Here is a 26,679-nt window from a genome sequence, read left to right as displayed (position 1 = left end):
TGCTCAGAGCCTAAGTGTGCCCGGCTCGGTCTCCTTGCCGGCGAGCACTGGCACTATCGCATCGACGATGTCGTTCAAGCTGCTGGCGTCGAGCATCGTGGCGAGGTTCAAATCGATGCCGTGCAGCGTACGTACTTCACCCTTTAGCTCGATTGCCATAAGCGAATCGAAGCCGAGTTCGTAGAGATTCCTTTGGGGGTCGATGCTGCCAGGGTCGACTTCCAAAATGCGGGCAAGCAGCTGCAGCACCTTGTCGCGCAGCAATGCGTGCAGGCTAGCCGCGTCGAGCTGGCCATCCCATTCCATCATGCCGACGTGTGATGTCGACCGCGCAGCCGATGTCACCAACGACTCGCGCGCGATGACCACCTCGTTGAGCCTGGAATCAAGCGCGAGCCGCATCGCGGCTAGTGCCTCCCACGGTGGAATCGGCGCGACACCCTTTGCTGCCAGCAACGGTACAAGCTCCGGAAGCGCGGCCATTCCCACGTCGGCCCATGGCCCCCACCAGATAACCGTGACCGCCGTGCCGTTCGCTGCGACGTCAATCGTGGCGCTGGCAGCCATGGCCGCATTGGCCGCAGCGTAGGCGACCTGGCCGGCCGAGCCTGCGAGCCCAGCGATGCTTGCGAACACCACGAGTCGGCTAGGTGGCGCATCGCCCCACGCAGCACGCATGCGGCGCAGCGCACTTAGTTTGGGTCGCAGGCAGCGCGCCACGGCGTCGGCATCACCCTTGTCGCCGCGCGGGTCGACTACATCGCCCGCGAGATGAAACACTGCATCCCACGGTTCATCGCCTTGTAGCGCGTGCCTAGTGTCCTCCGCTTCAGCGAGGTCGGCTGCAACGCGTTCGATACGAGGGGAGCCAGGCAGACTCGCCAGTGCGTCAGCCCACCATGCAGCGCGTTCGGGATGACGCGACACTAAACGCAGGTCTCGCACTCCCTCTGCGGCAAGCCAGGCGGCGAGAGGGCGGGCCAGACCGCCGCTGCCACCAGTGATGAGCGCGCGCGAGCTTCTTGCTTGCGCCTTTGGTTCCACCGACATCGGCTCGAGAGTGGGTCGCAACCATAGTCCGTTTCGCCAAGCCAAGGCCCCACCACCTTCCGAATCGGCAAGGATCTGTGCACAAGCAGCGGCATCCGCGGCCAACGCCTTGGTCTCGACATCAAGCACCCAGAGGGCTGACCCCTGTCCCGACACTGCCAACAGCGAACAGGCTGCAGCCCAAAGCGCGGACGATAAAGGACTTGGCAAGGCATCAGTGCGATCGACTCGGCGAGAACCACGCAGTAGCACCACCATCGGCCCCGTCCCGGTGGTGGCGCGCCAGCGGGCGACATCGGCAACCATCCGCGGGACCCAGGTCTGAATGTCGGCCTCGAGCGACTCTCTGTCTGCCGATGCCGCGTCGGGAGTGCACCAAAGCCATGTAGTCGTCTTTGGGTCGCGTTCATGGGCAAGGGCGCGTGCAAAGTCGCCGTCAAAACCCAACACTTCACCGGTCCTTGTACTCGAGGCAGCACTCAAAGAAGGCTGAGGACTCGTCGTCTGCCAGGCGGGGCTTCGAAGCAAGCCCATCGGCATGGTGTTGGCAGCGCTATGGACAAGCGGCGGCGGTCTGCTCATGCGCAATCCCCGCAACTCGAGAACCAACGCTTTGCCACTATCGCGCACATCGACGTCGAATCGCGCATTGCTCTCGGTGAGTTCTACCAGCTCAATCTCGACGTACAGCCGCGCGCCTTGCTGCACTGGCGAAAGCGCGCGCAGGGAGTCGATACCCACGGGAAGACCTAGCGGGTGCGCACTCGCTCGCAAACCTGGAGTCATTCCGATCGCATGGGCACAGGATACTGCCGCGTCGATCAGCAAGGCTCGTTCTGCGCTCGCAGGCATATCCGCCGGAACAACGAGTTCGCAGCGAGCCTTACGCTCGTTTGCTTCGGCGCTTTGCAACCATCGAAACACAGGCCCATACACAGCGCCTCGTTGCTCAATGTAGGTGTAGAAGGCATCCCCATCGACGCGAACTAATGGTGGCGGCTCGATCCTGCTCCAGACAACATTCGGCCCCGCGCAATCGTCCGCGAGCTCAAAGAGCCTTGGCAATGCGTCATCAACTAGACTCAAATCAGCCGGGAAGTCCACAAGACAGGCGATCTCGTCCACCCCCAGTTCGCGCAACCGGTTAACTACCTGGACGCACGCTGATCTCCCACCGATGAGCGAGAGCCGTTCGAACACTCGCTCGAACTGAGCCTGTGCAAGGTCTGCCGCATCTCCGGCAGTCAGCGTTCCGGACGCCCCTAGCAACTCGCGGTTGGCAACCAAGTAGTCAATGTAGGAAGGTGCGATCGCAGTTCGTACGTCGCCGCTTCTGGCACCGACAAAGCTGTGCAACATCACGGTCACCCATCCGGGCCCGGTGAACCCTGCAAGCTGTCGCGCACTGCGGTAGTCGGCTATGCGCTTCGTGAGGCCGTCGAAGCCCAGATCAACAAGATATGTCAGAAGGCTAGCGCCCAAGCTACCGGCCATCTCGAAACTGGTTCCACTACGTGCGGCGGTGACCCATAGCGGAAGGTCTGGCTGGTAGGGTCTCGGGCGCGTCCGCACGCAGCGAGTAGCGCCCTTGCCATCTGGGCGCGCTAGCGACTCGCCGCGCCAGAGCCGGCGAATTTCGTCCGCGCTCTTGGCGAGCACACTTGCTCGTTCCGCGTAGGATGCGGGCGCGAGTACGAAGTCTTCGGCGCGCCAGCCAGCCGCTAGCGACAAGTCCACGCGGCCTTTGCTCAGGTTATCGACGATCGCCCATTCTTCGGCAATGCGAAGTGGGTCGTGTAGCGGTGCAACGACGCTTCCAGCGGCGATGCGTAACCTCTGAGTCTGTGTCGCTACCGCCGCACCAAGCACCGCGGGATTGGGATGAACGGCGCCGAAGTCGGTAAAATGTCGTTCGGGTAACCACACGCGGGTCCAGCCTGAGGAATCAGCGCGGCGGGCGAAATCGAGCAACCTTGTGTAGGTGGCCGCAGCCCCTTCTCGCTCGCCGCTCGAAAAGTACATCAGGCTGAAGCGCATGCACCCCCCTGATGGTGTTCCCGTTTCAGTCGCCCACTGGCAATACGCCGTGTCGAGTGGCGGGTGGACTGCAGGACTACAAACGCCCAAACGCCATCTTCTCCAGCAACTGGCCGCAGTTCCAACCGGGTAGATGACGCCGCACCATGAATGAATAGTGGCGCTTCAAAGCACACGTCGTGTGCGCTCCATATGCCAGTCGCAAGTGGGTGCCTCTGAGTCGCGGCGGCCAGCGCAAGGTCGAGCAGTACCGCCCCTGGAACAACAGTCTCGCCATCGATGCGGTGCTGCGAAACATACGAGAGTTCGCCGAGCTCGAGCGGGACCGTCTCAGGCAGATCCGCTGGCGCCGAAGTCTCCAGTTTGATCTCGTTGCTCGTTCCTACCGCATGCCAGTGGCGACCCGGTTCGAATGCATAGGGCGGCGCGCCACTGGCCGCGGAGACGGCGGGCGGGGCCCAGGCATCCAGGCGCACGTCGACCCCATCCTTCCACAAAGCGCCAAGGATTGAGGTTGGGTCATCGCCCGGCCTAAGCACAAACAGTCTGCAGTCAGGATTCGCATCCTGAGGGATCGTGCCGATAGTCAGAATCGGAGACTCGACCAGCGAACGAAGATCGACATCTTTGTCCGTGCTACGTGGTTCGACATCTGGCTCTCTAAGCCGCTCGAGAGCACTTGCGAGATCGATCTGTCCGCGCCAGAGTGCGAGTGCGAGTGGATGGGCCCCTAGCGAATGGACTGGCCAATCTGGCAACACCGCTTGGAGCTTTGACAGCAAGTGCAACTGAGCAGCGATTCCACTGCCTCCGTTCGTGCCCGCCGCTGCGCACATCCCCTGCTCGGTCTCGGGTGCACCGAGAAGGAGCACGCCCCGCCTCACCGCGCCTACCTCGCTCATATCGTGCTCGGCTGCTGCCAGGCGCAGCTTGTGCGTCGCGTCTCTCCCATCGACCGCTTCGACATACATGCGCGTGCGCTCACCGGCGTAGGCCCGGCGCGCGCTGAGGGCAAGTGCCGTCGCGCGCAACGGATCGGAACTTTCAAATGCCTCGGCCCAGGCGTCGGCCAGCTTGCATAAGGCGGTCGTGCTGTGGGCCGAAAGCGGGAGGGCGAGCCGCCGCGCCACCGCCTGGCGCGCCGGTGGCGCAGCGCGCAACACAACATGCGCGTTGGTGCCACCGAATCCAAACGCACTAACGCTGCCATGCCAAGGTGTTGGTTGCGAGGACAGTGACTCGGTCAACTCTGGCCAATGCAATCGGCCGTGGACATCCGCGGGCCACTTCGTTAGCTCACCTTCTCCAGCATGCGGTGGTGAGATACCTTTGGCGAGAGCGCTGGAAACTTTAATCACGCCAAAGAGGCCGGCGGCCGCCTCGGTGTGACCGAAGTTGGCCTTCAGCGAACCGACGAAGCAGGGTGTCTGCTTGTTGCGGTCCTTGAAGAGCGTGGCTAGTGCATCGATTTCTGCTCTGTCGCCAACTGGCGTGCCCGTGCCATGCGCCTCGTGGATGTCGATGTCGTCGGAGCTAACCCGGGCGTCTTCCCAAGCGGCGCGCACAACGGCCACCTGCGCCTCGGTTGCGGGCACCGTAATTCCGGGAGTACGTCCGTCCTGATTGACGGCCGAGCCAATCACGACCGCATGCACTGGGTCTGCATCGTCGATCGCGTCAGCGTAGCGTTTGAGAACCAGCGCGGCCACGCCCTCACCGCGCAGGTAGCCATCGGCGCCCACACGAAAAGGCGTGCACATCCCGCGCGAAGACAGCATGCCGGCGCGGTCGAAGGCGGCGTTCACGGTCGGCGCTAGCACAAGGTTAGCGCCAGCGACGATGGCCAACTCGCACTCGCCCGTCCCGAGCGCGCGGCGCGCCAAGTGCAGCGCGACCAGGCCCGAAGAACATGCCGAGTCGATGGTCATGCTAGGCCCGACGAGACCAAGCGCATGTGAAACACGGTTCGCAGCCAGACTCTTGGTGGCACCTAACGCCGAGTAGGCACCGACTCGTGCACCAGCTTCGTGACCCAGCAATGCATAGTCCATCGACGAGAGAGCGACAAAGACACCGATCGCAGAACGGGCGAGTCGGCGTGGATCAATCGCAGCGTCTTGCAATGCTATCCAGCACGCCTCAAGGATGAGCCGGTGCTGCGGATCCATCGCGGCGGCCTCTCGCGCTGAGATGCCAAACAGCGCGGCATCGAACGCGTCTACCCCGTCAAGGTAGGCGCCGTGCATGGCGCGAAGAACGCGCGGTGGTGGTTTACCGTCTACCCACGAAGAGGACCACAGATCAGAAAGCAGCCAGCGCGAGCGCGGCCATGGTCCAGTGCGAACGCTGCCATCGACCAAGCCTCGCCAGAACTGATGGCGATTAGGCACCCCAGCAGCGCGGCAGTCGATTCCGACGATTGCGACATCCGACAACCGTTGCCCTAGGTCGGGCCGTGCTGACCTCGTCACTCGGCAAGCTTAGCAAGCGAAAAGCCTGCCATCGAGGCATCAACGCGGGTAAAGAGGCGGTCGATAGGCGCGCGCAGGAGCAGCCCGCTACGATTTACCGCGATGTCTTCATCCTGTTCGATGAAAGCGGGCGTGCATTGCGGACACTCGTCAGCATCGAAGTACAACTTTGTAGAGCCGATGCGCTTTGCTGAGAAGCGTGTGCAGAAGAACTTGGGGATACTGCCGGTGCCGCGGAAGTACTTGTCCATGAAGTCAAAGTTCATCTGCATCACGTTGCGTAGCTGCCCCTTGGCAGCGCAGTACTCCCGCTCGCGGCGAAACCGCGATGGCTTCGACGCCTTTGCAGGCTTAGTTTTTTCGAAGGTGAACTTCCGACGCTTAGTCGTACCGAGGTTCATGAAATAGTCGTCCGGCTGCAGTCGCACGAACATCTCGTCGAGCGGCTCGTCGCGGATCATTTCCACAGCGCCAGCGGCGAGCTTTAGATAGTCCATGTCGTGCAGCAGATCACCAAGGAAGCGCTTCTCGTAGACGGCCATGCTCTCGAAGTCAGTAAAGACCACGAACTCCATAGCCTCGTCGTTCGCGTGCGCGTTGTAGAAGACGTCGGACGCGATTCCCATCACCTTCTGCGAGCGCTCTGCGGTCTGCAGTGCTAGCTGGATAAAACTGCGAGCGTGCTGCGGAAGCACGCCAATCGTGCGCTGAACTCGAATTTCCATGAGGCCTGTCTCCTTTAGGTTAAAGTTGAACGCAGCGCCAGTATCCGGGTGGCGAGAAGTGAACTTCGCTGCGCAGACTTTAGGGACTTTTAGATGCGAGCACAAGCTCCTCGCGTTGCGAGGCGGCTCAAGTTGATTAGGTGCGCCGTACGCCAGAGATAAGGGAACCGCGGATCTCTCGTCATTTCACCCAAACTCAAGCTGTTGCAGTTGCAGCAGCTGGGTACAGAAATGGGCTCGGCAGCAAGCCAATCCGTGTCGCACTGCAGTTCCTTGGCCGGCCGCTGTCCTTGTCGCTGCCGTTCAATCTGCAGAACCTGCCTGTCAAGGGCTAGAAGGTCGCCAACTAGTTCGACCGAGCCGTTCGACTTGCTGAAGGCCATCGAGCGCGATTGCGTGGGCGCCGTCCAGATCCTGGATGAGGAGGAGGTGCCCACGGACTTCGATCGCATCGAGGGCGTGCCCCTATCTGAAGAGGATATCGAGCGGCACCTGGTCGAGACCGTTTCGCCGCAGGCCTTCGCTGCGGGTCGAAACCCGGATGCTGACTTTCGCATCTCACTGGCCGGTGCACAGGAGAAGACGGCCTTCCTGTGGTGGGGCGAGCAATGGCTGGCGCCGCGTGGCGCCACGCCGACGAGCCACATCTTCAAGCTTCCGCTCGGTCTGATGGGCGGGCGGCGGGCGGACTTCAGCACGTCCGTCGACAACGAATGGCTATGCTTGCGGCTGCTGAAAGCCTACGGATTGCCCGTGGCTGATGCCCGCATCGTGACCTTCGGCCGACAGCGTGTGCTGGTGGTGGTGGTGCGTTTCGACCGGCGCGTCGCACCCAATAGGCAGTGGCTCATGCGTCTGCCACAGGAGGACTTTTGCCAGGTCGAGAGCTGCTCGCCATTACGCAAGTACGAGAACGAGGGCGGTCCTGGGCTCAAGGCCCTGTTCGGCACGCTGAGGCAATCGGTGAATACCGAGGCCGACATGAAGACGCTGATGGCGGCGCAGGTGCTGTTCTGGTTGCTGCGCGCGCCCGATGGCCATGCCAAGAACTTCAGCATCCAGCTTCTGCCACGCGGTCGTTTCCAGCTGACCCCGCTGTATGACGTGATGTCGGTCTACCCGGTGTTGGGCGATGGCCCCAACCAGTGGTCTCCGTATGAGATCAAGTTGGCCATGGCCCTACTCGGCAAGAATCGACACTACGAGATGCACGGTATCCAGCGCAGGCACTTCAACAGCACCGCGCAGAAAGTTGGCTACGCATCGACCGCCGAGCCGATCGTTGAAGAACTTGTTGCTCGTACACCAGCGGCCATTGCCGAAGTGCAAGCCGAATTGCCACAGGACTTCTCACCGCGTGTCCGCTATGCCATCCTGGGCGGGCTTGAGCAGGCGGCCAGAACACTCGGTGGGATGTCGCCGTAAGCAGGCGAAGAGCAGGGCGTTCCAGGGCAAGTTCGAGCGCGCTAAGATGCATCCTGATCGACGATAAGGCCGAAAGTGTCGACGCCGCGCAAATCGCTCCATCTCCCGCACCAGCAAAAGATGAGCTGTTTTGACGGTAAAAGTGACGATAAAAGCCGACTCGATCAGAGCCAACCCCTTTAACGATGCGGGTTTCAGGGCCTGTTGATGATCGAGTGGGAGTGAATTTAGGTCCTTCGGGGACTATCGCCAGCTATCGGAAAGCTGTCGTAACGTTTTGATTTATAATTAAATGCGTCGCGGCATTTATCGACGGCTATCGTCGGCCAGCAAAAACGGTTGACGGTAAGAATTGAGGCGGAATTAAGACACTCTCGTTCACTATTCAGGCTTTTGCCGTCTTTGACGGTAAAAGCCTCCTCAGGAAAGCTTATTTCATGCGGCTTTCCGGGCATCAGCGGGTCTCCTGGTCCCTGGCGGTATCACCCGCCGGCACCGTCACCTTCCGCTACGACTACCGTCTCAACGGCCGCCGCGAAACCCTGACCATCGGCCGCTACGGGCCGAGCGGCATTTCGCTGGCGATGGCGCGCGAACTGCTCTTGGAGGCGCGCAAGACCGTTCTCCAGGGCATATCGCCCGCGCTGGAAAAGCACAACGCGACAAGCGCCGGGTTCGCGCCATCAAGACTTTCGGCGCGGCGATGGAGAGCTGCCTCGCCCATACGAGATGGGCCGAGAGCACCGGTGCCGTGTGCAAGCACATCATCGACCGGGACATCCTGTCCGATTTTCCAGAATCGCCTACTCACCGAAATCCAGGCCGGAAACCTCCGGATCTTGTGCAACAAGGTGAAGGCGCACTGCGCGCCTGCCACGGCGATACATGTCCGTGACAGCGTGAAGCAGGTCGCAGTCTGCATTCAAGAAATAGTGAGACTTTTCCGATAACTGGCAATGTTCAGTCTTGCTTGCTCATTCACAGGCCGGCGGTTGAACGGGAGTGCGCCTTGTTGCGAAAGGGACGGATTGATGATGACAATATTGGGCCGCATCGTAAGCCTTGGCTTGCCCTCCTCGCCGGGGCGGATCATGGGTGACGGTGCGCCTGTCGGACGGGAAGGCCGCTTGGTGCTGCACTGGATCGCCTCGCGCCTTGCCATGATCTTCCCGGTGCAGTCCGACAACGAAAAGCTGCTCCAGGAGCAGTGGTCGGTGCATTCCCATCTGGTTCCGCTGCTCTATTTCACGCTCCTTGCGAACAGTTGGGGGGTGGCGGTCGCATTTTTCGATCATGCGCCGGCGCGCCTGACCATAGCGATTCCGGTGGGCTTCTCCATCGTGAGCTGCGTGCGGGTCGCCATGTGGTGGCTCAGGCGGAACGCCCAGTTCACAGCGGAACAGATTCGCAAGGAACAGTTGCGCACGACCGTGCTCACCGTCGTTCTCGGCTGTGCAGTGTGTGCCTGGTCTCTTGCGCTTTTCCCTTATGGGGACGCCTATCAGAAGGCGCATGTCGCCTTCTATCTGGCGATCACCATACTTGCCTGTATGTTGTGCCTCACGCATTTGCGCCCGGCGATGCTGAGCGTCACCATCATCGGCGGGACGACCTTTCTCGGCTATTTCGCATCCAGCGGAATCCTGTCCCTGATCATCATGGCGACCTCTTTCTTCCCCGTGATCATCGCGACAGCCGTCATCGGCCTCATCCAGAATCGGGACTTCGTGCGCATGGTCGATGCGCGCGAGCGCGTCAGCCATCTCGCGCACTATGACATGCTGACGGGATTGCCCAATCGCGCCAGCTTCAACGACGAACTCGAACGTCGGCTTGCAGCACCGGGCAATCCGATCGGCCTGCTCTATATCGACCTCGACGGCTTCAAGCTGGTGAACGATACGCGTGGCCACGGGATCGGCGACCTGCTGCTCGTCGAGGTGGGGAAGCGGCTGAGCGCGGTTTGCAACGCGCGGGCGATGCTCGTCAGTCGACTTGGTGGGGATGAATTTGCCGTGATCTTGCCTCATGGCAACGTCGATGAAGCCAAGGCCCATGCGGACCGGATCGTTGAGGCCGTAAGCGCCAACTACGATTTCGGGCATGGCAACATCACGATCGGCGCGTCCATCGGTATCGCGCTTGCTCCCCAACATGGCGACACCGCCGAAAACCTGCTCGCCCGTTCCGATATCGCCCTTTATGCGGCCAAGGAGGCGGGCAAAGGCAACGCGCGCATATTCACTTCCAGCATGGAAACCCGAATCCAGGAGCGAGCACGTCTCGAAGAAGATTTCCGCAAGGCGCTGCAGGATCGGGACGATCTATTCGTGTTCTATCAGCCGATCGTCTCGATCGAGACCGGTGAAGTCACGGCCCGCGAAGCGCTGGTGCGCTGGCGCCATCCGCTCCGTGGCTGGATTTCGCCTGCCGAGTTCGTGCCGGTGGCAGAGCAATTCGGCTTGGCCGATGCGCTCGGCGCATTCGTTCTGGAGACGGCTTGCCGCGAGGCAGCCAGTTGGGAGGATCGTGCGCGGATCGCCGTCAATATATCGGCGACTCAACTCGGCAAGGGGACCTTGCACGGCTATGTGCTGTCGGCGCTGGTCGCGAGCGGTCTGTCGCCAAACCGGCTTGAACTCGAAATCACCGAAACTGCATTGCTCGACAACGAACGCGACATAATCGGAGATCTGCGACGGATGCGGGACCTTGGCGTGCGTATCGCGTTGGATGACTTCGGCACCGGCTATTCGTCGCTCGCGCATCTGCGCGCCTTCCCCTTCGACAAGATCAAGATCGACGGATCGTTCGTGAAAGATGCCGTCAGCCGTCCCGATTGCGCCGCTGTCGTGCGAGCCGTCACGGACCTTGGCAAGCGGCTCGGCGTCACGACCGTGGCGGAAGGCGTCGAGACTGAAGAACAACTCGATTGCCTTCGCAATGAGGGCTGCGTCGAAGTTCAAGGCTATTTGTTCGGCCGCCCCGTGCCCAACGGCAAGGATGCACTCAGAATCGAGCGCATCGATCGCAAGCGAGAAACGTGCTCCCCGCATTGCGCCGTAGTGAGCCGGAGGGCCGTCCGTGACACAGCCCTGGCGCTTTAGCGCCGGATCGGCCTGAAAGCCGGAAATACTGAAAAGAACGGAAGTGGCCCGGAACCCGTTGTGATGGGTCGGCGGTGAACAACATACCTCGGTGCTCCGAGTTTCTTGCTGCTGTATGGGCAGAAGGCCAATGGGGGACGCCCGATGTTCTTGCCTGCACGGGCGACCTGGTCCGTGCGTGCGGCGAATGTCTGACGTAGCCCTTCCAGCAAGACCTGCACTCGCCAGTACCACGACTACGCCGCCGCTGCCACCGTTCGCCCGCCACGTTGCAATTGGTGCCGGCCTGCCTGCTTGCCGGCGTACATCGCCGCGTCGGCGCGCTTGAGGAGTTCGTCGCCGTCCGAAGCATCCTGGGGCGCAAGCGCATAGCCTATGGTCAGACCCACTGTGCAGTGCTGTCCGGCGGCGTCGAAAGGCTCGGAGAAAGCAGCCAGCATTTTCTGCCCCACTGTGCGCGCTGCGTGCTCGTCCGACAGGCCGCCGGCGAGCACGACGAACTCGTCGCCGCCCAAGCGGGCCACCACGTCGCAGGAACGCAGTTGCTCCTGCAGGCGCCGACCGACGGCGATCAGCAACGCGTCGCCCACGTCGTGGCCGTAGCGGTCGTTGATCGGCTTGAACCCGTCCAGATCCAGCAGGTACAGCGCCAGCACGCGCTGCGGCGCGGTATCGCGCAGCGCGGCGCCCAGGTGAATCTGCAGTCCGCGGCGGTTGGGCAGGCCGGTCAGCGCGTCGGTATGCGCCAGCGCGCGCAACGTGTCGCTCTCGACACGCGCTCGGTCGGCGCTGCGGTGGATGGCCTGCACGCGCAGACCCAGCACGCCCATCCAGGCGGCCATCTCGACCATCATCGAAGCGGCGTAAAGGTATTGAGCCCAGAAGGTGGGTTCGATGTAGCCGCGCAGCAGCGCTGCCATCGTTGCCGCGCCGATGCAGTAGACGGCCCATCCGGCGAGCATGTAGCGCCCCGCTACTTCGCCCTGTCGCGTGCGCAGGAAGGCTATCGGCACCGCGACGCCCACTGTCGCCAGCCCCAGGATCGTGACCAGCGTCTGCATGCTGCGGTAGGGCAGCACGCCGAGCAGCGCCGCCGCGATGCCGAGCGCGGCCATCATGCCCACCGCGCGCAGCAGCCAGTCGGCGATGCGGCTCGCCTCGTGCACGCGCAGCGCGCGGCGAATGAACACCGTAGCCGCCGCCACCGAAACCAGGACCCCTAGCGGCGCGATCTGCTGCGACAGTTGCGGCAGATCGGGCCAAAGGTACAGCGGCCCGATGCCGAAGTACGACAGCAGGAAGACGACGTTGCCGCCCAGCAAAACCGCGTAGTAGCCGAACAGCGTGTCGTGCAGGCTGGTCCAGTGCGCCAGGCTGTACAACAGCATGCACAGCGCCAGCCCGATGAACATGCCTTGCAGCAACTGCGCCTGCGATTCGTGGGCGGTGAAGTCCTCGGCGCTGCGCAGCGTGATCGGAAGCACCATCGTGCTGGTCGTCTGCACGCGCATGAAGAGCTCGCTTGCGCCCGGCGGCAGATCCATGCGGGTGGCGTGGCTGCGCGAAGGCAGTGGACGCTCGGACAGGCGCAGTTGGTTGCCCAGGCGCCAGTGGCGCAGCACGCGGCCGTCGGCGACGAGGTAGACGTCGACGAGGTTGAGCGAGGGATAGTCGAACTCCAGCACGCGGTGCAGCGGCTGTGTGCCGCCCACATGCAGCGGCAGCTTCAGCCACACTGCGTCGGCCGTGCGGCCGAGGTTGCCGGGCGTGCTCTCGGGTGCCGCGAAGCGCGCCCGCTGCGCCAGCACGTCTTCGACGGCCAACGTGCCCACCGGGTCGCGCAGCAGGCCGAGCGCCGGCCAGACGTTGACAGCAGTGCTGTGCTGGTCCAGGTGTAAAGGCTGGGACAGCGGCGGCGGCTGTGCTTGTGCAAACGCAAATGCAAACCCCAGCCACCAGCACACGAACAGGAGCAACTTCTTCGCGGATGGCAGGTGTGTGAGCATGGTTCCCTAGTATCGGTGCTGTGCCGCCCGACTTGAGATGGATGGTCGATACCGTAATCGACATGAACACATCCGTCTAGCCGCAGTCGACCTTCCGTCTCCATGGGTCACCCCAAAAAAGCGGTAGGGGTCATTCATGGCATCCCGCCGGGCTGGTGCACGCGATCAGAGCTGCCAGAGACCGTGGTCGTTGCCACCCTGGAGATAAATGGCAAATGTCCCGCGTCCGGGGATCTCCATCGGCGGAACGGTGATCACGCCCGCGGCTTCGGCTAGCGCAGCGACGGCGGCTTCGATGTCCTCGACCAGCCAATAGGGGCGCACCATCGGTTCTTCGGTCTCGCGCAATGGCGTGCGCACGCCGCCCGGGCTTTCATCGAGCTCGCCGAATTGCGCTCCATGCGCCGCGGCATATGCAGCGCACACGACCTCCACGTTGCTGGTCACGATATCCAGATACTGGACTTTCATCGCACCCGCCGATGCGGACCCATGCGTGGCTAGTCGGGAATGTCGGGCTCGACGAGCGTGGCGAGTTGCAGCAGGGATTCCTGCCAGCCGAGGTAGCACATTTCGGTCGGGATGAGCTCGGGAATGCCGGCCTGCTCGATGCTGACCTCGGTACCGCTGGATACTGCGCGCAGCTTCACGGTCACCCGCATTTCGCCGGGCAGGCCGGGATCGTCGAAGCGGTCGATGTACTCGACGAGCTCGCCGGGGATCAGCTTCAGATACTCGCCGCCGAATGAATGGCTGTGGCCGGTCGAGAAGTTCTCGAACGACATCTTGAAACTGCCGCCGACCTTGCCGTCGAATTGATGGACGTGGCAGACGAAGCTGTAGGGTGGCAGCCACTTGGCCAGGGCCGCGCCGTGCGTGAAGGCGCGGTACACCTTGTCGGGCGTGGTGCGCAGGACGCGGTGGAGGTGGACGGTTCCGGTGCTCATGTACGTGTCTCCTTCTGGGTCATTGCATGGAATGCAGGCCGATGCAGTTGCCCTCGGTATCCACCACCAGCGCGCAGAAGCCGTAGGGGCCGATGGCGAACTTGGGCTTGTGCACCTGGCCGCCGGCGGCTTCGACGCGCGACTGTACGACGGCGCAGTCTTCGCAGCCGAAGTAGACCAGTGTGCCCCCGCCGCCGGGCGAGACACCGTCCATGCGGACCAGCATACCGCCCGTGCCGGGAGCGTCCATGTTCATGGGAAAGCTCAGCATTTCCATGCCGCCGGTTTCGCACTCGGGCGCGGCCGGCTCAGGCGCGGCCAGCGGCTCCAGGGTGCACTGGAACACCGTTTCGTAGAAGCTGCGTGCACGCGCCATGTCCTGCACGTAAATCTCGAACCAGACAACGGGATTGGCTTTCATGGGAATCTCCGGGCAATCGAGGGAAGGGGCGGGCCATGGGGAGAGATACGGCCATGGTGTGGACGGTACTTAGATCCTAGGATCCGAAATGGACAGTGTCCACATTCCAGATCCATGGGGCTGTAAGCTCATGTTTGCCAACATCCTCCACTTCCGAGGCTTGGCGCGCGAGGTGGTCCGCCGTCCAAAAGACATCCCGGCGCTCGACCTCAGCCTACAATGGCCATCGGCGAGTGCCATGAAACCGTGAGCCGTGTTTGGCGGCTCACGGTTTCAGTTTCATCCGGACCTGGCCTTGCCCTCGTCCTAGAACTTCACCCGCATTTCCGCTCGCAGCGTCCTTCCCGGCCCTGGAAGGAGGACCTTGGACATGGGGTCGAGGTAGTACCGGTCGGTGAGGTTGGTGATGCCAAGGTTGAGGGTGAGCTCCTTGTTTATGCGCAGGGTGGCGTAGATGTCGTGGAGCATGACGGGCTTCCAGTAAAAGGCTTCCTTGTTGCCCCGGAACCAGACTTCGTGCAGAAGAAATTTTCCGATATCCGGATTGCCGTCGCCATTTCCGAGCAGTTTGTCGAGTTGATCGTTTTCCGCGCCGGAGTGGTACACGCCGCGCCAGCCGAATTCAAGCTGGTTGTTGTACAGACGCGCACCGAGATTCATGTCGATGGAGTACTTGGGTTGCAGGCTCGTGCCGCTGTAGCTGCCGGGGAAGCCGCCGGTCATGCAGGTGGGAACGCGATTATAGAAGGGATCCATTGCCGAAGCGATGTCCTTGTCGCAGGTTTTCTGCTTGAGGCGGTAAGTGGCACCCAGGCCGCCGTAGAAACGGCTCGTGTCGAAGCGCGATTGCAGTTCGATGCCGCTGCTTTTCTTCTTGTCGAGCTGGAGGACTCCCAAATTCAGCGAACGATCCATGAAATCGCGGATTTCGGTGTTGAAGTAGCTGACGCGCACGTCAGCATGATTCAGCGTGGGGAAGAACTGGCGCAGGTCGTGGGCGTAGCCGATTTCCCAGTTGGTGCTGCGTTCCGGCTTGCTGGCACCGTCGACGGCCAAGCCGCCGACGGTGCCGGCGCCGTCGATGATGGCGCTGGAGGTCAGTTCATTCACGCTCGGGAAGCGGGTGGTCTGCGCATAGCGCAGGAAGGCAGTGCCGAAAGGGGTGATGCGGGCGGTGGCGCTGAATACCGGGCTGAAGGCGTGGCCGGATTCCTCTTCCGGCATTTCCCAGGTTTTGCCGGTATCAAGTCTTTGATAAACCTCCTCTCCATAGCCGCCTTCGTTATGGCCGCCGATTCTGTATTTATTGACTGTGCCCGTGCCGTAGGGGTTGTCGACGGCTTCGTTCATGTCCGCTTCGCCGTTGGCAAAGGGGTTGTGCGAGGAATCAAACTTGCCATCCTTGTATGGCAGGGTCGCTTTTTTGTTCCAGTAAGTTTCATTCTCCCAAGGAGAGTCATACATTGGATTAACATCGAGACCGGCAACGCCATGCCGAAACATTGCAAACAATGTTCTATCGAATTCGTTTGAATCAAGCAGGGTCTCATTTCTATCATTGGAAAAATGATTGGCATTGTTTGCCGAGAGGAAGTCTGCATAACGTTGGGCCGCTGTCCTCACTTGCGCATTTTCTGTCGGAAAATAATCAATAATATGATTTGTGTCGCTGCTGCCGCCATGGTAGATAAATTCCCATGTTTTGAAATCCGCCGGGTTCTGAGCGACAAAGGCGGCATTCCAGGCGTTATTGAAATCCTGTTGTAGCTGAGTAAGCGTGGCCTTGTCCTCAGGTGCCATTATTTCTCGATATTTCAATTCAAGCCCGGCAAGACGTCGGCTTGCCGCAAAAAACTCCTCTTGCTGGCGGCGGCGCTTGGCGGTGCCGGTGTCCTTGCCGGTGTAGTGCAGGTAGCGGGTGCCGGCGGTCAGGGTGAGCCATGAAGTCGGCTGCCAGGCAAGATTCATCATCGCCGACCATTCCTTGCGCTTACCCGCGCGCGGGCCGAGGCGGTCGGTGGCCATCAGTTGATCGGCGCCACTGGGTGCGAAGGGATTGGGCTGTTTTTCGACCATCGTCAGCCGCTCATCGAGCTTTTCGCGCTGATAGCTGCCGCCAAGGGTCAGGTGCAGATTGTCGGCCAGCCGCATCTGGTTGCTGAGATCGAAGCCGCTGCGGTCGTGGCTTGTCCACTGCTTGCCGGTGGCGACGATGGTGCCATCGTGCGCGGGCGGCAGCCAGCCGAAGCTGACGCAATCCATTTTGCCCGGACCGCAGATTGCATTATATAAATTCAGCGCATTTTCCGTATCTTCGTCGAGCGACAGGGTGTAAGCGTTGGCGCCAGTCTGGTAGCGCGTGCCGCGCGTTTTCGTCTGCCACAGGCTGGCTTCCAGATTGAGCCAGTCGGAGCCTTCGGGTTTCAAATCGTAGCTCAGTTTGTAACTGTTGACTTTCAGATTGCTGTGCGGATATTCCTCTACTGCTTGTACTTTTGACCAGTCTTCATCCGGTTTTTGCAATTCGGCTGCTTCGCGGTATAAATAATTCAGAACGCTGCTGCCTGGGGTGGTTTCACCAAATGTTGATTTGGTGCGCATGAATTGCAGCGCGATTTTCTGGTCGTTGGGAAGATACCAGTTGTTCTTGAATAAAGTAGTCTGGGTGTCGTTGGCGGTATTGTAGATTTCGTTGCCTGCCTTGTACATCTTGGTCAGGTTGGGGACATAGCTGTCGGTGGTCGTTTGGTCGTAGGCATCGTGCCCGGAATAGCGGCCAGCATTTTTTTTGCCGGCGTAGTAATTGCCGGCGCTGCGTTCGCTGTGTGACAGCAGCACGTCGGCAAAGTCGTTGCGGGCGGCGATGGTGAACATTTCGGCATGGTCGTCGAAATTGAGGATGGAGGCGTCGCCCTTGGTGCGCGGCGTTTGCAGGGGCAGGGCGACGTAGGTGCCGCCTGTGAGCGTGGCATCGGGGATGTCGTGGTAATCCTTGCCGAAAATGGAATTGGCGTCGCGGCGCGGCCTGCTGGTGTTGCCAGCGGTGGCGAGCTTGAGTTCGATGCCGATGTTCTCGCCTTCGGGGATGATGTCCTTGGCGTCGATGGTGCGGATATTCACCGCGCCGCCGACGCCGCTCTTGATGCCACGGGTGAGCGAAGGCCCCTTTTCGACTTCGACGCTGCGGAACATGGCGGGGTCGGCGTAGCTGCGGTTGCCGGCTCCGTAGAAGTGCAGCCAGACGTTGGTGGATTGCTCGGTGCCGTCGATGGTGAGCGGCGTGCGGCCTTCGCCGGTGATGCCGCGAATGTTGGGGGTGATGGACTGGCTGCTGCGTGAGTCCATGCTGTAGACGCCGTTCATGCCCTTGAACACGTCGCCGGGGTTGGTGATGTTGAAACGTTGCAGTTGCTCGCGGTCCTGATAGGCGGTGGTGAGGTTTTCGGTGTAGACCTTTTCGTGGCTCTGGATGTCCCGATCGACCTCGGCGGTGACGGTCATTGCGGGCAGGGTCTTGTCGCGCGCTTCCTGCGCAACCGGACGCTGCAGCAGCAGCCAGGTTCTCGCGTCCTGCCTGACGGCATGCAATGGCGTGCCGGCAAGGAGGCGGGCGAGGCCTTCCTCCACGCTGTATTCGCCGCTCAGGCCCGGGCTGCGGATACCTGCGGTGAGAGCGGGATCGGCGGCGAGCATGATGTTGGCGGCGGTGCCGAAAGCGCCGAGGGCGTCGTCGAGCGAACCGGCGGGAATGGCGAAGATCCGGCGGGCAGCCTGTGTTTCCTGGGCGTACGCGGTGAGCGGGGCGACGCTGTTGAGGCCACCGAATGCGAGCAGGGCGATGCAAACGGCGCGATGGAGCGGGTGCATGGCGGGTCGCGCGGGCCGAAGCTGGGCTGGTTTCATGCCGGAGTTCTTCCTGTGACTGGGTTGATGGGAGGCGGCCCCCATCGGTGCGATGCAAGGGGGGGCTTCTCCGGTTAACACGCGAGAAAGGAAAAACTGCCGGGGACAGCAGAAATTTTTTTCAGCGCCGTTTGAGCGTGACCCAGTAGCGGGTGCGGTATTCGGTGCGGACAGGGAGGATCTGCTCGAGTATGGCGAGGATGCGGTCGCTGTCGTCGAGGGGGAACGCACCGGTGACGAGCAGGTCGGCGGCATCGGAGTCGCAGCGCAGAAGGCCGCTGCGGTGGCGGGCGAGCTCGGTGATGAATTGGCCGAGCGGCATGCGGCTGGCGACGAGCATGCCCTGCGTCCAGGCAGCGTCGGCCGCGCGCAGATCGATTTCGGGCTGGATGCCGGCGTATGTGAAATCGGCCTGTTTGCCGGCATGAAGGCGCTGTGCCGAGCCGCTGCCTTGCGGCCGGATGTCCACTGCGCCCTCGAACACGGCGACGCGGATCGGATTGCTGTCCTGTTCCAAGCGGCGCACGCTGAATCGGGTGCCGACCGGGGCAATGGCGCCGTGGCCGGTGCCGACGAGGAAGGGGCGCCCGGCGATGTCGGGTGCGGTGGTGATCATGATCTCGCCGCGGCGCAGAATGAGATGGCGGTATTGCGCGTCGATGCTGATGTCCACCGCGCTGTTGCTGTTGAGGATCAGTTGGGTGCCATCGGCCAGCGTGAGCGTGCGGCATTCCCCTGTGCCGGTGGAAATGTCGGCAAAGGCCTGCATCGGCAGGGCGTCGCCAAGGCTTGCACGCCAATGCCAAGCGGCGCCGACGGTGAGGCCGAGTCCGCACAGCCATTTGAGACCGGCGCGGCGCTGGCGGTGGATGCCGGCGCGGGCTTGGTCGAGCGTTGCCGCCGCCCGTGGCGGGGCGCTGGCCCTGAGCTCGCAGCCAAAGGCGCTGAGCCGCTGCCAGGCCAACTCGTGGCTGGGATCGGCCGCCCGCCAGGCGGCACATTCCTGGCGGGCGGCGGGGCTGTCGTCGTGCTGCAGGCGGATGAGCCACTCGGCGGCCTGATCCACGATCCGTGCATCGAGCGGCCCGGCTTCGAGCGCCACAGGGGTGAATATCCTGGCGCTCATCCGGCACTGCCGGCGCTCTCTCCGGCGTAGATGAGCTGGTAGCAGTGGCTCAACGCGGCGGCGGCTTCCTTGTGCACGATGTTGAGGGTGACGCCGAGCTGGCGGGCAATTTCGGCGTGCGACAGTCCGTCGAGCTGGGCGAGCATGAAGACTTGGCGGCGGCGCTCGCTCATGCCGTCGAGAAGGCGCCAGATTTCGTGCAGCGTCTCGATGATGCTGACCTGCTCTTCGGCCGAAGGGGCATGGGCTTCCGGCTGCTGGGCGAGGACGTCCAGATAGGCTTGTTCCAGCATCTGGCGGCGAAACTGGTTGATCGTCAGGCGCTTGGCGATCGTGGTCAGGTAGGCGCGAGGTTCATCGAGCGCACCCGAGGGGCCGGCTTTCCATAGCCGCTCGAAAGTATCATGGGCAAGGTCAGCGGCACGATGCGTGCAGCCCAGCCGCTTGCGTAGCCAGCCATGCAGCCAGCCATGATGGTTTCGGTAGACGTCGGCAACGGTGTCCGTGAAGGGCAGGGGCGGGTTCAAGCAAAAGACTCCGGCAGGATCTGGCTGGGCCGCGCGGTTTAAGTTCGATTGGTGGAATGAGAAACGTTATTATTCTGTGATGTGTCCGGGGAAGAGTCAAATCAAGTGGTTGGCGCCTCGTCCGATCGAACGCAAGCCCCGAGCATGCCGCTGCATCATGCGGTAACATGCCTCCCGCTCCGGGGTGCACACCTGTGCTGAGATCCATACCCGAGAACTTGAACCGGATCATGCCGGCGGAAGAAGAGCTTGGCCCTGATGCAGTGCGCGCGGCTTTCCTCGGAGCATCATTTCCCCGCTCTCGAAGGAAACTCCATGGACAAGGCCGCTCCGCTGCTTGCAGATCTGCTCGCTTTCATCGCGATGGATGGCTGCACCGATGAGCAGTTCGACCAACTCGCGCTGCGGCTGTTCGCCTACCAGTACGAATCCAACGCGCCGTTCCGCAGCTTTTGCCAGCGGCGCGGCGCCACGCTGCGCAAGGTCAAGACCTGGAGCGACATCCCGGCCGTTCCGATCGATGCGTTCAAGGCCATGGAGCTGCGCAGCGAGCCGGCCTTGCCCGGCGAGCGCGTGTTCATGACCAGCGGCACCACCGGCCGCGCGGCGCGCGGGCGGCATTTCCATCCCAGGCTCGACGTCTATGATCTGTCGATGACGCGCAACTTCGCGCGGCGCTTCATGGGCGGGGCAGGGCACATGCCCATGGGCATCCTGTTTCCCGACGAGCAGGCCATGCCCAATTCGTCGCTCGCGCATTACCTGGCGCTGGCGAAGTCCGGGTTCGGCACCGCGGACAGCCGCTATTTCCTGACGCCCGAGGGCCTGGATCTGCCCGGCCTGTGCGCCGCGCTGGAGCAGGCCGAGCGGACGGGCCAGCCCTATGCGCTGCTGGGCGCCAGCTTCAGCCTGGTGCATGTGATGGATGCGCTGCGTGCCGAAGGGCGCAGCTTCCGCCTGCCGGCGGGCAGCCGCATCCTCGATACCGGCGGCTACAAGGGCCAGTCGCGCGAGCTGCCGCTGGAGGATTTCTACGCCGGCCTGGAAGAGCTGCTGGGCGTGCCGCGCACGCACTGCGTCAACATGTACGGCATGACGGAGCTGAGCACGCAGTTCTACGACGACGGCAATGCCGTGCTGCCCTCGGTCAAGTCGGGGCCGCACTGGATCCGTTCGCGCCTGGTCGAGCCGGTCACGGGCCGCAGTGTGGTGCCCGGCGAGCGCGGCATTCTCGTGCACTGCGATCTGGCCAACTACAACTCGGTCACGACCATCCTGACCGAGGACGTGGGCCTGTGGGCCGAGGGCGGTTTTCTGCTGCTGGGGCGGGCCGAGGGCGCGGCGGCCAAGGGCTGCTCGCTGGCGGTCGAGGAATTCGTCAAGGCTGCGGCTGCATGAAGGTCGAACGGATCACGGCGGGCTGGCTGCCCGGCCTGCGCGACGACGAGGTGCAGTGGCATGTGCTGCCTTTCGAGCATGGTGCCGAACCTGAGGGCCTGAGGCTCGAAGTATCCGTACCGGTGCTGACGGCCGCACAGATGCAGGCGCTGGCGCAGCGGGTGCGCGAGGCTGCGGACCGCCATCTGCGCGCGATGCCGGTGGCCGGGATCATCGACGCGATCGACCGTGTCATTGCCCGCCTGCTCGACCGCAGCGATCCTTTCCGCCGCGAGGCCGAGGCCTGGCTGCCGGTGGTCAGCGGCTACGACGCGGACATGGTGAGACTGGGGCTGACGGGCTTTTTCAAGACCTTCCGCGCCGCGCAACTGCGCCGCTTCGTGGCCGAGGACTTTGCCAACCCCGCCGTGCTCGACGGTTTCCAGCCCGTACCCAAGGGCGGCGCGGTGCGCGCCTTCGGCCCCGATCTGCTGGTGCATGTCTGGGCCGGCAACGTGCCTGCGCTATCGCTGTGGAGTCTGGTCTGCGGCCTGCTGGTCAAGGCCCCGAGCATCGGCAAGCTGGCCAGTGCCGAACCTCTGTTCGCCGGCTGGTTCGCGCGGCTGCTGGCTGAGGTTCATCCGCCGCTGGCGGAATGCCTGGCAGTCGTGTGGTGGAGCGGGGCGGGCGGCGATGCCGGTCTGGGCGCCGAGGGTGCGGCCGCGCTCTATGGACAGGCCGACACGGTGCTGGCCTATGGCGGCAACGACACGCTGGCTGCGCTGCGCCAACGCCTGCCCGTGACCACGCGCTTTCTGCCGCACGGCCACAAGCTGGGCTTCGGCCTGGTCGGCGCGTCCGCGCTCGATACGCTCAAGGCGCCCGCCGTCGCGCGGCTGGCGGCCTGGGACGTGATGCGCTACGACCAGCAGGGCTGCTACTCGCCCCATGTGTTCTACGTGGAGCGCGGCGCGCCGGTGCCGCCGCGCGCCTTCGCCGACTACCTCGCGGCCGAGCTGGTCAATCTGCAGCAGCGCTTTGCGCGTCGGCCGCTGGAGCTGGAGGAGGGCGCTGCCGTTGCCAGATGGCAGCAGGCCGTGGAGTGGGGCAGCGGCGATCAGGAGCTGATCGGGCCTGTGGATGCGCCCTGGAGCGTGGCCTACGGCGACAGCCTGCAAGCGCTGGCGCCGACTGCGCTGTACCGCACGATAAGCGTGGTCGGCGTGGATCGCCTCGACGATGTGGTGCCGGTGGTTTCGGCGCAGCGCGTCTTCCTGCAGACGGCAGGCATCGCGGCCTCGCCCGAGGAGCTGTACCGGCTGGCCGGCCTGCTGGGCGCGGCCGGTGTCACGCGCATCTGCGCCATCGGCGCCATGAGCATGCCCGAGGCCGGCTGGCACCACGACGGGCGCTTCAACCTGATCGACCTGGTGCGCATGACCGAGATCGAGCAATCGGCCGAGGCGGCGGCGCAGCCTTTCGCCCCGTATGCGGACTGAAGGCGCGACCGTGGCATTTCTGGATATCGAAAAGGTGGTGTTCACCTATCCGGGCCGCGCCCCGGTGGTCGATGGCGTGGACTGGCGCATGCAGGCCGGCGAGTTCCACTGCCTGCTGGGTCGCAGCGGCTGCGGCAAGACCACGCTGCTCAAGCTGGCTGCGGGTCTGCTGAGGCCGCAGGCGGGGCGCATCGTGCTCCGCGGCGGCGAGCTGGCGGCACCCGGGCCGCAGGTGGGCTTCATGTTCCAGGCGCCCACGCTGCTGGACTGGCTGAGCGTGCTGGACAACGTGCTGCTGCCCGTGTCGCTGCAGCGCCGACCCACGCCGCAGGATCAGCAGCGTGCGCTGCAACTGTTGGATCAACTCGGGTTGGCAAGTCATGCACCGCACCACCCGCGCCAGCTCTCGGGCGGCCAGCAGAGCCGCGTGGCGCTCGCGCGGGCGCTGGTCCTCGAACCGCCGCTGCTGCTGCTCGACGAGCCGTTTGCGGCGCTGGACGCGATCACGCGCGCCGAACTGCAGGACGATCTGCTGCGCACCTGCCGCGAGCGCGGCACGACGGTGCTGTTCGTCACCCACGACATCAACGAGGCCGTCTATCTGGGCGACCGCATCGCGCTGATGCACGGCGGGCGCATCGTGGAAAACTGGACGATCACGCTGCCCCTGCCGCGCACGCAGGCCATGCGCCACGGCCCGGCTTTCAACGACTACTGCGCCCGCGTGCGCGCTGCCATGGACGGGGCCGGCACATGAACCCGACGCCGATGCAGGCACGGCTGATGGCGGCCGCACTGTTCCTGGTCCTGCTGGGCCTGTGGGAGCTGCTGGTGCGGCAATGGGGACTGTCGGCGCTGGTGCTGCCGGCGCCTTCGGCGGTGGCGCAGGCTTTGTGGTCGGGCCTGGCCTCGGGCTATTTCTGGCCGCATATCTGGGCGACGCTGCAGGCCCTGTTCCTCGGGCTGGCGGCCGGCAGCATCGTGGGGCTGCTCGCCGGCATGGCGCTGGCCGAATCCGAATTGCTGGAGCGTGTGCTCAAGCCCTATGTGGTGGTCAGCCAGGTCGTGCCGAAGTTGGCGCTGGCGCCGCTGTTCGTGCTGTGGTTCGGCTTCGGTTTGCTGCCCACGGTGCTGATCACGGCGCTGATCTGCTTTTTTCCGCTGATGGAGAACACGCTGGCCGGCCTGCGCCAGGCCGATGCGCAGCGGCTGCAGCTGTTTCGCATGCTGGGCGCCACGCGGCTGCAGACGCTGCTGCGGCTGAAGCTGCCCATGGGCTTGCCCGCCATCCTCGCCGGGCTGCGCGTGGCCGTGGTGCTGGCCCTGGTCGGTGTCGTCGTGGCGGAGTTCATGGGTTCGAGCCAGGGCCTGGGCGCCGTGGTCATCGCTGCCCAAGGGATGATGGACACCACCCTGATGTTCGCGGCGCTGGTGCTCATCGCCGTCATCGGCCTGCTGCTGTACCAGGGCTGCCTTCTGCTGGAGCGCAGGCTGCTGCGCGCCCACGCCTTTCCCGCTTCGTCCCTGTCCGCTACGTTCCCTCCGCGTTCACGCGGCAACTCCTGACTGCCACAGGCAACTGCCATGCATACACCGATCCAGCTTCCGTTCATCTCCCGCCGCCGCCTGCTCGGTGCCACTGCAGGCCTCGCCGGCCTGATGCTTGCCGGCGTCGGTTCGGCCGCCCCGGTCCAGGGCAGGATCCGCCTGGCGGGCTGGAGCAAGCCGATCAGCGAGATCACCAACATCCTCGCCGAGCCCGCCAAGGGCTTCTTCAAGGCCCAGGGCGTGGAACTCGCCTATCTGCCCGGCGCGGGCGGCGGCGATGCCATCCGCAACCTGCTCAGCGGCCAGGCCGACGTGGCCTTCACTGACCCCGGCTCTTTCTTCATGGCGCTGGACAAGGGCGAGAAGCTGGTCGCCATCTACGATATCTATCCGCAGAACGTATTCAACGTGGTCTCGCTCAAGTCGGCGGGCATCCACACGCCGGCCGATCTCAAGGGCAAGAAGATCGGCGTCTACAGCCTGTCCAGCGGCACGCGCCTGAACCTGCTGGTGATGCTGCACCAGGCCGGCCTGAAGGAGTCCGACGTGAGCATCGTCGTCACCGGCCTGCTGAACTTCGCGCCGCTGATGCAGGGCCAGGTCGATGCCACGGCCGCCACCGACACCGGCCTGGCCGTGGGCCTGCGCAAGGGTATCGGCGAGGTCGACGTGATGCACGTGCGCGACCACCTGAACATTTCCAGCGACATGTTCGTGGTGCGCGAGGACACGCTGCGCCAGCAGCCGGAGCTGCTCAAGGCCTTCCTGAAGGGCTACCGCGACAGCGCCGCCTGGATGATCGCCAACCCCGAGGAAGCCGCGACGCTGGCCGGCAAGTACGCCATCGACGGCACGCAGCGCGACATCAACCTCGACGTGATCCGCCTGCGCAACGCGGCCTCGCTGCCGGCGGTGGAGGGCAAGGGCCTGGGCAGCTTCGACCTGGAGGCGCTGCAGAAGGGGGCCGACGCTTATCGCGCGCTCGGCCTGGTGCAGCGCCGGATCGAGGTGGCGGAAGTGGTCGATACCAGCCTGCTGCCGGAGGCCTGACATGGACCAGGCATCTGGATTGAACCTGCGCGGCAAGGTGGTGCTGGTCACCGGAGCGGGCCGCGGCATAGGTGCGGCCATCGCCACCGCGTTTGCGCGCGAGGGGGCGACGGTGGCCGTCAACTACCTGGCCAACGAGGAGGCGGCAGCCCGGACCGTGGTGGCCTGCCAGGCCGGCGGCGGCGATGCCTGGGCGGTCAAGGCCGACGTCGGTTCGGAGCCCGCCGTACAGGCCATGGTCGAAGAGGTCGCGCGCGAGGCCGGAGGGATCGACATCGTGGTCAACAACGCCTTCAAGCCCTATGCCTTCGACCCCGAACGCCGCAGCCGCTTCGACGACCTGGACTGGCGCGATTACCAGGCCCAGTTCGACGGTGCCGTGGGCGCGGCCTTCGAGGTCTGCCGCGCGGTGCTGCCGCATATGCGCCGGCGCGCGCGGGGCAGCATCGTCAATATCGCCACCAACCTCGTCGAACATCCGGTCGTGCCTTACCACGACTACACCACGGCCAAGGCCTCGCTGGTGGCCTTCAGCCGCAATCTGGCCAGCGAACTGGGGCCGGTCGGCATCCGCGTCAACTGCGTGGCGCCGGGCCTGGTCTATCCTACCCAGGGCACGCAGAACACCCGCGAGTCGTTCCGCGAATCGCTGATGGCGGCCACGCCGCTCAGGCGTCTGGCGCGGCCCGAGGATGTGGCCGGGCCGGTGCTGTTCCTGGCCTCGGAGCTCAGCGGCTTCATGACCGGGCAGGTGCTGTTCGTGGATGGTGGCCTCGTGATGCGTTGACAACAGGTGGCGTCCCGCCGGAGTCGTCGCGCATCAGCGGAACGCCATGACTGCGATCACGCCCAGCGCGAGCAGGATCAGGACGGCGCCGGAAATCCGTTCCAGCCAGGGCAGCGCCCGTTCGAAGCGCTGCAGCACGCCCCGGTTGCCGATCAGAATGGCAACCAGCACATCCCATGACAGCACCACGCTGAACATCCAGATGCCGTAGATCGTCTTCCAGCCGGCGCTGGCGTGCGGGCCGCTCAGCATCGCCGCCAGGCTGGCGTAGAACAGGGCGTTCTTCGGATTGAGGATGCCTGACAGGAAGCCCATGCCGGCGGCACGGAACCAGGCGGTGAGAGGCCGTGCAGCGGGCACGGCGTGCTTGCCTGGTGCCGAGACCTCGAGCGTGCTGCTGCCGGCATGGCGCACGAACAGCACGCCGAGATGGATCAGCCAGGCGCACCCCGCCAGTTGCAGGACGCTGAACAGGGTACTGCCCGTCTGCAGCACAGCCATGCCGGCGAAGGCGGCGGCGATGAAGACGCCGTTGGCCAGTGCGATGCCCAGACACACGCCGCCGGCGGTGCGCCAGCCGGCGGACAAAGAGGTCCGGGCAATCAGGAAGAAGTCGGGGCCGGGCGAGAGCAGCGCGAGGAAATGCGCTGCGGCGATCATCAGGAACTGCTCC

At 63.8% G+C, this 26,679-nt stretch carries 20 protein-coding genes; 9 read left to right on the top strand and 11 right to left on the bottom strand.

All coding sequences use genetic code 11. The features are described from left to right. Positions 1 to 3: 3 nt before the first annotated feature. From NX068_RS13795 to NX068_RS13785, 3 genes are read right to left on the bottom strand one after another with little or no spacing between them, the layout of a single operon-like run. Complete coding sequence (locus NX068_RS13795) at positions 4 to 3,087, bottom strand: MupA/Atu3671 family FMN-dependent luciferase-like monooxygenase (protein ID WP_263461843.1); 3,084 nt, start codon at positions 3,085 to 3,087, stop codon at positions 4 to 6. Beyond that, a complete protein-coding gene (locus NX068_RS13790; protein WP_263461842.1) occupies positions 3,072 to 5,558 on the bottom strand; it encodes a polyketide synthase in 2,487 nt (828 codons plus the stop codon). Before NX068_RS13790 ends, NX068_RS13795 begins: the two co-directional genes overlap by 16 nt. Then, positions 5,555 to 6,283, bottom strand: a complete 729-nt coding sequence (locus tag NX068_RS13785) for a hypothetical protein (RefSeq protein ID WP_263461841.1) — start codon at positions 6,281 to 6,283, stop codon at positions 5,555 to 5,557. The genes NX068_RS13790 and NX068_RS13785 overlap by 4 nt, the downstream gene beginning before the upstream one ends. Positions 6,284 to 6,652: 369 nt before the next feature. Here NX068_RS13785 and NX068_RS13780 point away from each other — a divergent pair, with 369 nt between their 5' ends. The 3 genes from NX068_RS13780 to NX068_RS13770 all read left to right on the top strand — a co-directional run bounded on the left by NX068_RS13780 (position 6,653) and on the right by NX068_RS13770 (position 10,815). Continuing rightward, positions 6,653 to 7,708 carry a HipA domain-containing protein gene (locus tag NX068_RS13780; protein ID WP_263461840.1) on the top strand — a complete coding sequence of 352 codons (1,056 nt, stop codon included), beginning with the start codon at positions 6,653 to 6,655 and terminating at the stop codon, positions 7,706 to 7,708. Between the two features lie 437 nt (positions 7,709 to 8,145). Further along, the gene (locus NX068_RS13775; RefSeq protein ID WP_263461839.1) at positions 8,146 to 8,658 is read left to right on the top strand and encodes an Arm DNA-binding domain-containing protein; all 513 of its coding nucleotides are present in this window, start codon (positions 8,146 to 8,148) and stop codon (positions 8,656 to 8,658) included. Between the two features lie 81 nt (positions 8,659 to 8,739). Then, complete coding sequence (locus tag NX068_RS13770; RefSeq protein ID WP_263461838.1) at positions 8,740 to 10,815, top strand: putative bifunctional diguanylate cyclase/phosphodiesterase; 2,076 nt, start codon at positions 8,740 to 8,742, stop codon at positions 10,813 to 10,815. Between the two features lie 236 nt (positions 10,816 to 11,051). Here NX068_RS13770 and NX068_RS13765 read toward each other — a convergent pair whose 3' ends face one another. From NX068_RS13765 to NX068_RS13735, 7 genes are all read right to left on the bottom strand, one after another. Further along, complete coding sequence (locus NX068_RS13765; protein ID WP_263461837.1) at positions 11,052 to 12,821, bottom strand: diguanylate cyclase; 1,770 nt, start codon at positions 12,819 to 12,821, stop codon at positions 11,052 to 11,054. Between the two features lie 165 nt (positions 12,822 to 12,986). After that, entirely contained in the window at positions 12,987 to 13,292 is a 306-nt protein-coding gene (locus NX068_RS13760; RefSeq protein ID WP_263461836.1) for a hypothetical protein, read from the bottom strand. 29 nt (positions 13,293 to 13,321) lie between these two features. Further along, positions 13,322 to 13,768 carry an SRPBCC family protein gene (locus NX068_RS13755; RefSeq protein ID WP_263461835.1) on the bottom strand — a complete coding sequence of 149 codons (447 nt, stop codon included), beginning with the start codon at positions 13,766 to 13,768 and terminating at the stop codon, positions 13,322 to 13,324. A 19-nt stretch (positions 13,769 to 13,787) separates the two neighbouring features. Next, entirely contained in the window at positions 13,788 to 14,189 is a 402-nt protein-coding gene (locus NX068_RS13750; RefSeq protein ID WP_263461834.1) for a VOC family protein, read from the bottom strand. Between the two features lie 306 nt (positions 14,190 to 14,495). Then, the gene (locus NX068_RS13745) at positions 14,496 to 18,092 is read right to left on the bottom strand and encodes a TonB-dependent receptor domain-containing protein (protein ID WP_263461833.1); all 3,597 of its coding nucleotides are present in this window, start codon (positions 18,090 to 18,092) and stop codon (positions 14,496 to 14,498) included. Between the two features lie 121 nt (positions 18,093 to 18,213). Further along, entirely contained in the window at positions 18,214 to 19,218 is a 1,005-nt protein-coding gene (locus tag NX068_RS13740) for a FecR domain-containing protein (protein ID WP_263461832.1), read from the bottom strand. Then, positions 19,215 to 19,745, bottom strand: coding sequence for a sigma-70 family RNA polymerase sigma factor (locus tag NX068_RS13735; RefSeq protein WP_263461831.1), 531 nt, complete (start codon positions 19,743 to 19,745; stop codon positions 19,215 to 19,217). Before NX068_RS13735 ends, NX068_RS13740 begins: the two co-directional genes overlap by 4 nt. 315 nt (positions 19,746 to 20,060) lie before the next feature. Here NX068_RS13735 and NX068_RS13730 point away from each other — a divergent pair, with 315 nt between their 5' ends. Genes NX068_RS13730 through NX068_RS13705 form a run of 6 tightly spaced genes read left to right on the top strand, consistent with a single transcriptional unit; the run spans position 20,061 to position 26,006 of the window. Beyond that, positions 20,061 to 21,143, top strand: a complete 1,083-nt coding sequence (locus NX068_RS13730; protein WP_263461830.1) for a LuxE/PaaK family acyltransferase — start codon at positions 20,061 to 20,063, stop codon at positions 21,141 to 21,143. Continuing rightward, the gene (locus NX068_RS13725; protein ID WP_263461829.1) at positions 21,140 to 22,621 is read left to right on the top strand and encodes an acyl-CoA reductase; all 1,482 of its coding nucleotides are present in this window, start codon (positions 21,140 to 21,142) and stop codon (positions 22,619 to 22,621) included. Before NX068_RS13730 ends, NX068_RS13725 begins: the two co-directional genes overlap by 4 nt. A 10-nt stretch (positions 22,622 to 22,631) precedes the next feature. After that, the gene (locus NX068_RS13720) at positions 22,632 to 23,378 is read left to right on the top strand and encodes an ABC transporter ATP-binding protein (RefSeq protein WP_263461828.1); all 747 of its coding nucleotides are present in this window, start codon (positions 22,632 to 22,634) and stop codon (positions 23,376 to 23,378) included. Further along, positions 23,375 to 24,187, top strand: coding sequence for an ABC transporter permease (locus NX068_RS13715; protein WP_263461827.1), 813 nt, complete (start codon positions 23,375 to 23,377; stop codon positions 24,185 to 24,187). Before NX068_RS13720 ends, NX068_RS13715 begins: the two co-directional genes overlap by 4 nt. An 18-nt stretch (positions 24,188 to 24,205) precedes the next feature. Beyond that, entirely contained in the window at positions 24,206 to 25,219 is a 1,014-nt protein-coding gene (locus tag NX068_RS13710) for an ABC transporter substrate-binding protein (protein ID WP_263461826.1), read from the top strand. Position 25,220: 1 nt separating this feature from the next. Next, positions 25,221 to 26,006, top strand: a complete 786-nt coding sequence (locus NX068_RS13705) for an SDR family oxidoreductase (protein ID WP_263461825.1) — start codon at positions 25,221 to 25,223, stop codon at positions 26,004 to 26,006. A 33-nt stretch (positions 26,007 to 26,039) separates the two neighbouring features. On the opposite strand, the gene NX068_RS13700 is transcribed toward NX068_RS13705, so the two are convergent. Continuing rightward, a complete protein-coding gene (locus tag NX068_RS13700) occupies positions 26,040 to 26,666 on the bottom strand; it encodes a LysE family translocator (protein WP_263461824.1) in 627 nt (208 codons plus the stop codon). Positions 26,667 to 26,679: the final 13 nt, after the last annotated feature.

This window comes from Thauera carbonicopians (assembly GCF_025699485.1).
In the GTDB taxonomy this organism is placed as follows: Bacteria; Pseudomonadota; Gammaproteobacteria; order Burkholderiales; family Rhodocyclaceae; genus Thauera.
Note: the sequence above shows the minus strand (reverse complement) of the source record. Positions and strands in the feature narration are given on the sequence as shown.

Bases quoted from the DNA above. Each gene is read 5' to 3' on its own strand.
- NX068_RS13710 (WP_263461826.1), top strand. From the start codon at position 24,206: ATGCATACACCGATCCAGCTTCCGTTCATCTCCCGCCGCCGCCTGCTC.
- NX068_RS13775 (WP_263461839.1), top strand. From the start codon at position 8,146: ATGCGGCTTTCCGGGCATCAGCGGGTCTCCTGGTCCCTGGCGGTATCA.
- NX068_RS13760 (WP_263461836.1), bottom strand. From the start codon at position 13,292: ATGAAAGTCCAGTATCTGGATATCGTGACCAGCAACGTGGAGGTCGTG.
- NX068_RS13750 (WP_263461834.1), bottom strand. From the start codon at position 14,189: ATGAAAGCCAATCCCGTTGTCTGGTTCGAGATTTACGTGCAGGACATG.
- NX068_RS13740 (WP_263461832.1), bottom strand. From the start codon at position 19,218: ATGAGCGCCAGGATATTCACCCCTGTGGCGCTCGAAGCCGGGCCGCTC.
- NX068_RS13700 (WP_263461824.1), bottom strand. From the start codon at position 26,666: ATGATCGCCGCAGCGCATTTCCTCGCGCTGCTCTCGCCCGGCCCCGAC.
- NX068_RS13765 (WP_263461837.1), bottom strand. From the start codon at position 12,821: ATGCTCACACACCTGCCATCCGCGAAGAAGTTGCTCCTGTTCGTGTGC.
- NX068_RS13745 (WP_263461833.1), bottom strand. From the start codon at position 18,092: ATGAAACCAGCCCAGCTTCGGCCCGCGCGACCCGCCATGCACCCGCTC.
- NX068_RS13705 (WP_263461825.1), top strand. From the start codon at position 25,221: ATGGACCAGGCATCTGGATTGAACCTGCGCGGCAAGGTGGTGCTGGTC.
- NX068_RS13770 (WP_263461838.1), top strand. From the start codon at position 8,740: ATGATGACAATATTGGGCCGCATCGTAAGCCTTGGCTTGCCCTCCTCG.
- NX068_RS13730 (WP_263461830.1), top strand. From the start codon at position 20,061: ATGGACAAGGCCGCTCCGCTGCTTGCAGATCTGCTCGCTTTCATCGCG.
- NX068_RS13715 (WP_263461827.1), top strand. From the start codon at position 23,375: ATGAACCCGACGCCGATGCAGGCACGGCTGATGGCGGCCGCACTGTTC.
- NX068_RS13785 (WP_263461841.1), bottom strand. From the start codon at position 6,283: ATGGAAATTCGAGTTCAGCGCACGATTGGCGTGCTTCCGCAGCACGCT.
- NX068_RS13795 (WP_263461843.1), bottom strand. From the start codon at position 3,087: ATGCGCTTCAGCCTGATGTACTTTTCGAGCGGCGAGCGAGAAGGGGCT.
- NX068_RS13755 (WP_263461835.1), bottom strand. From the start codon at position 13,768: ATGAGCACCGGAACCGTCCACCTCCACCGCGTCCTGCGCACCACGCCC.
- NX068_RS13725 (WP_263461829.1), top strand. From the start codon at position 21,140: ATGAAGGTCGAACGGATCACGGCGGGCTGGCTGCCCGGCCTGCGCGAC.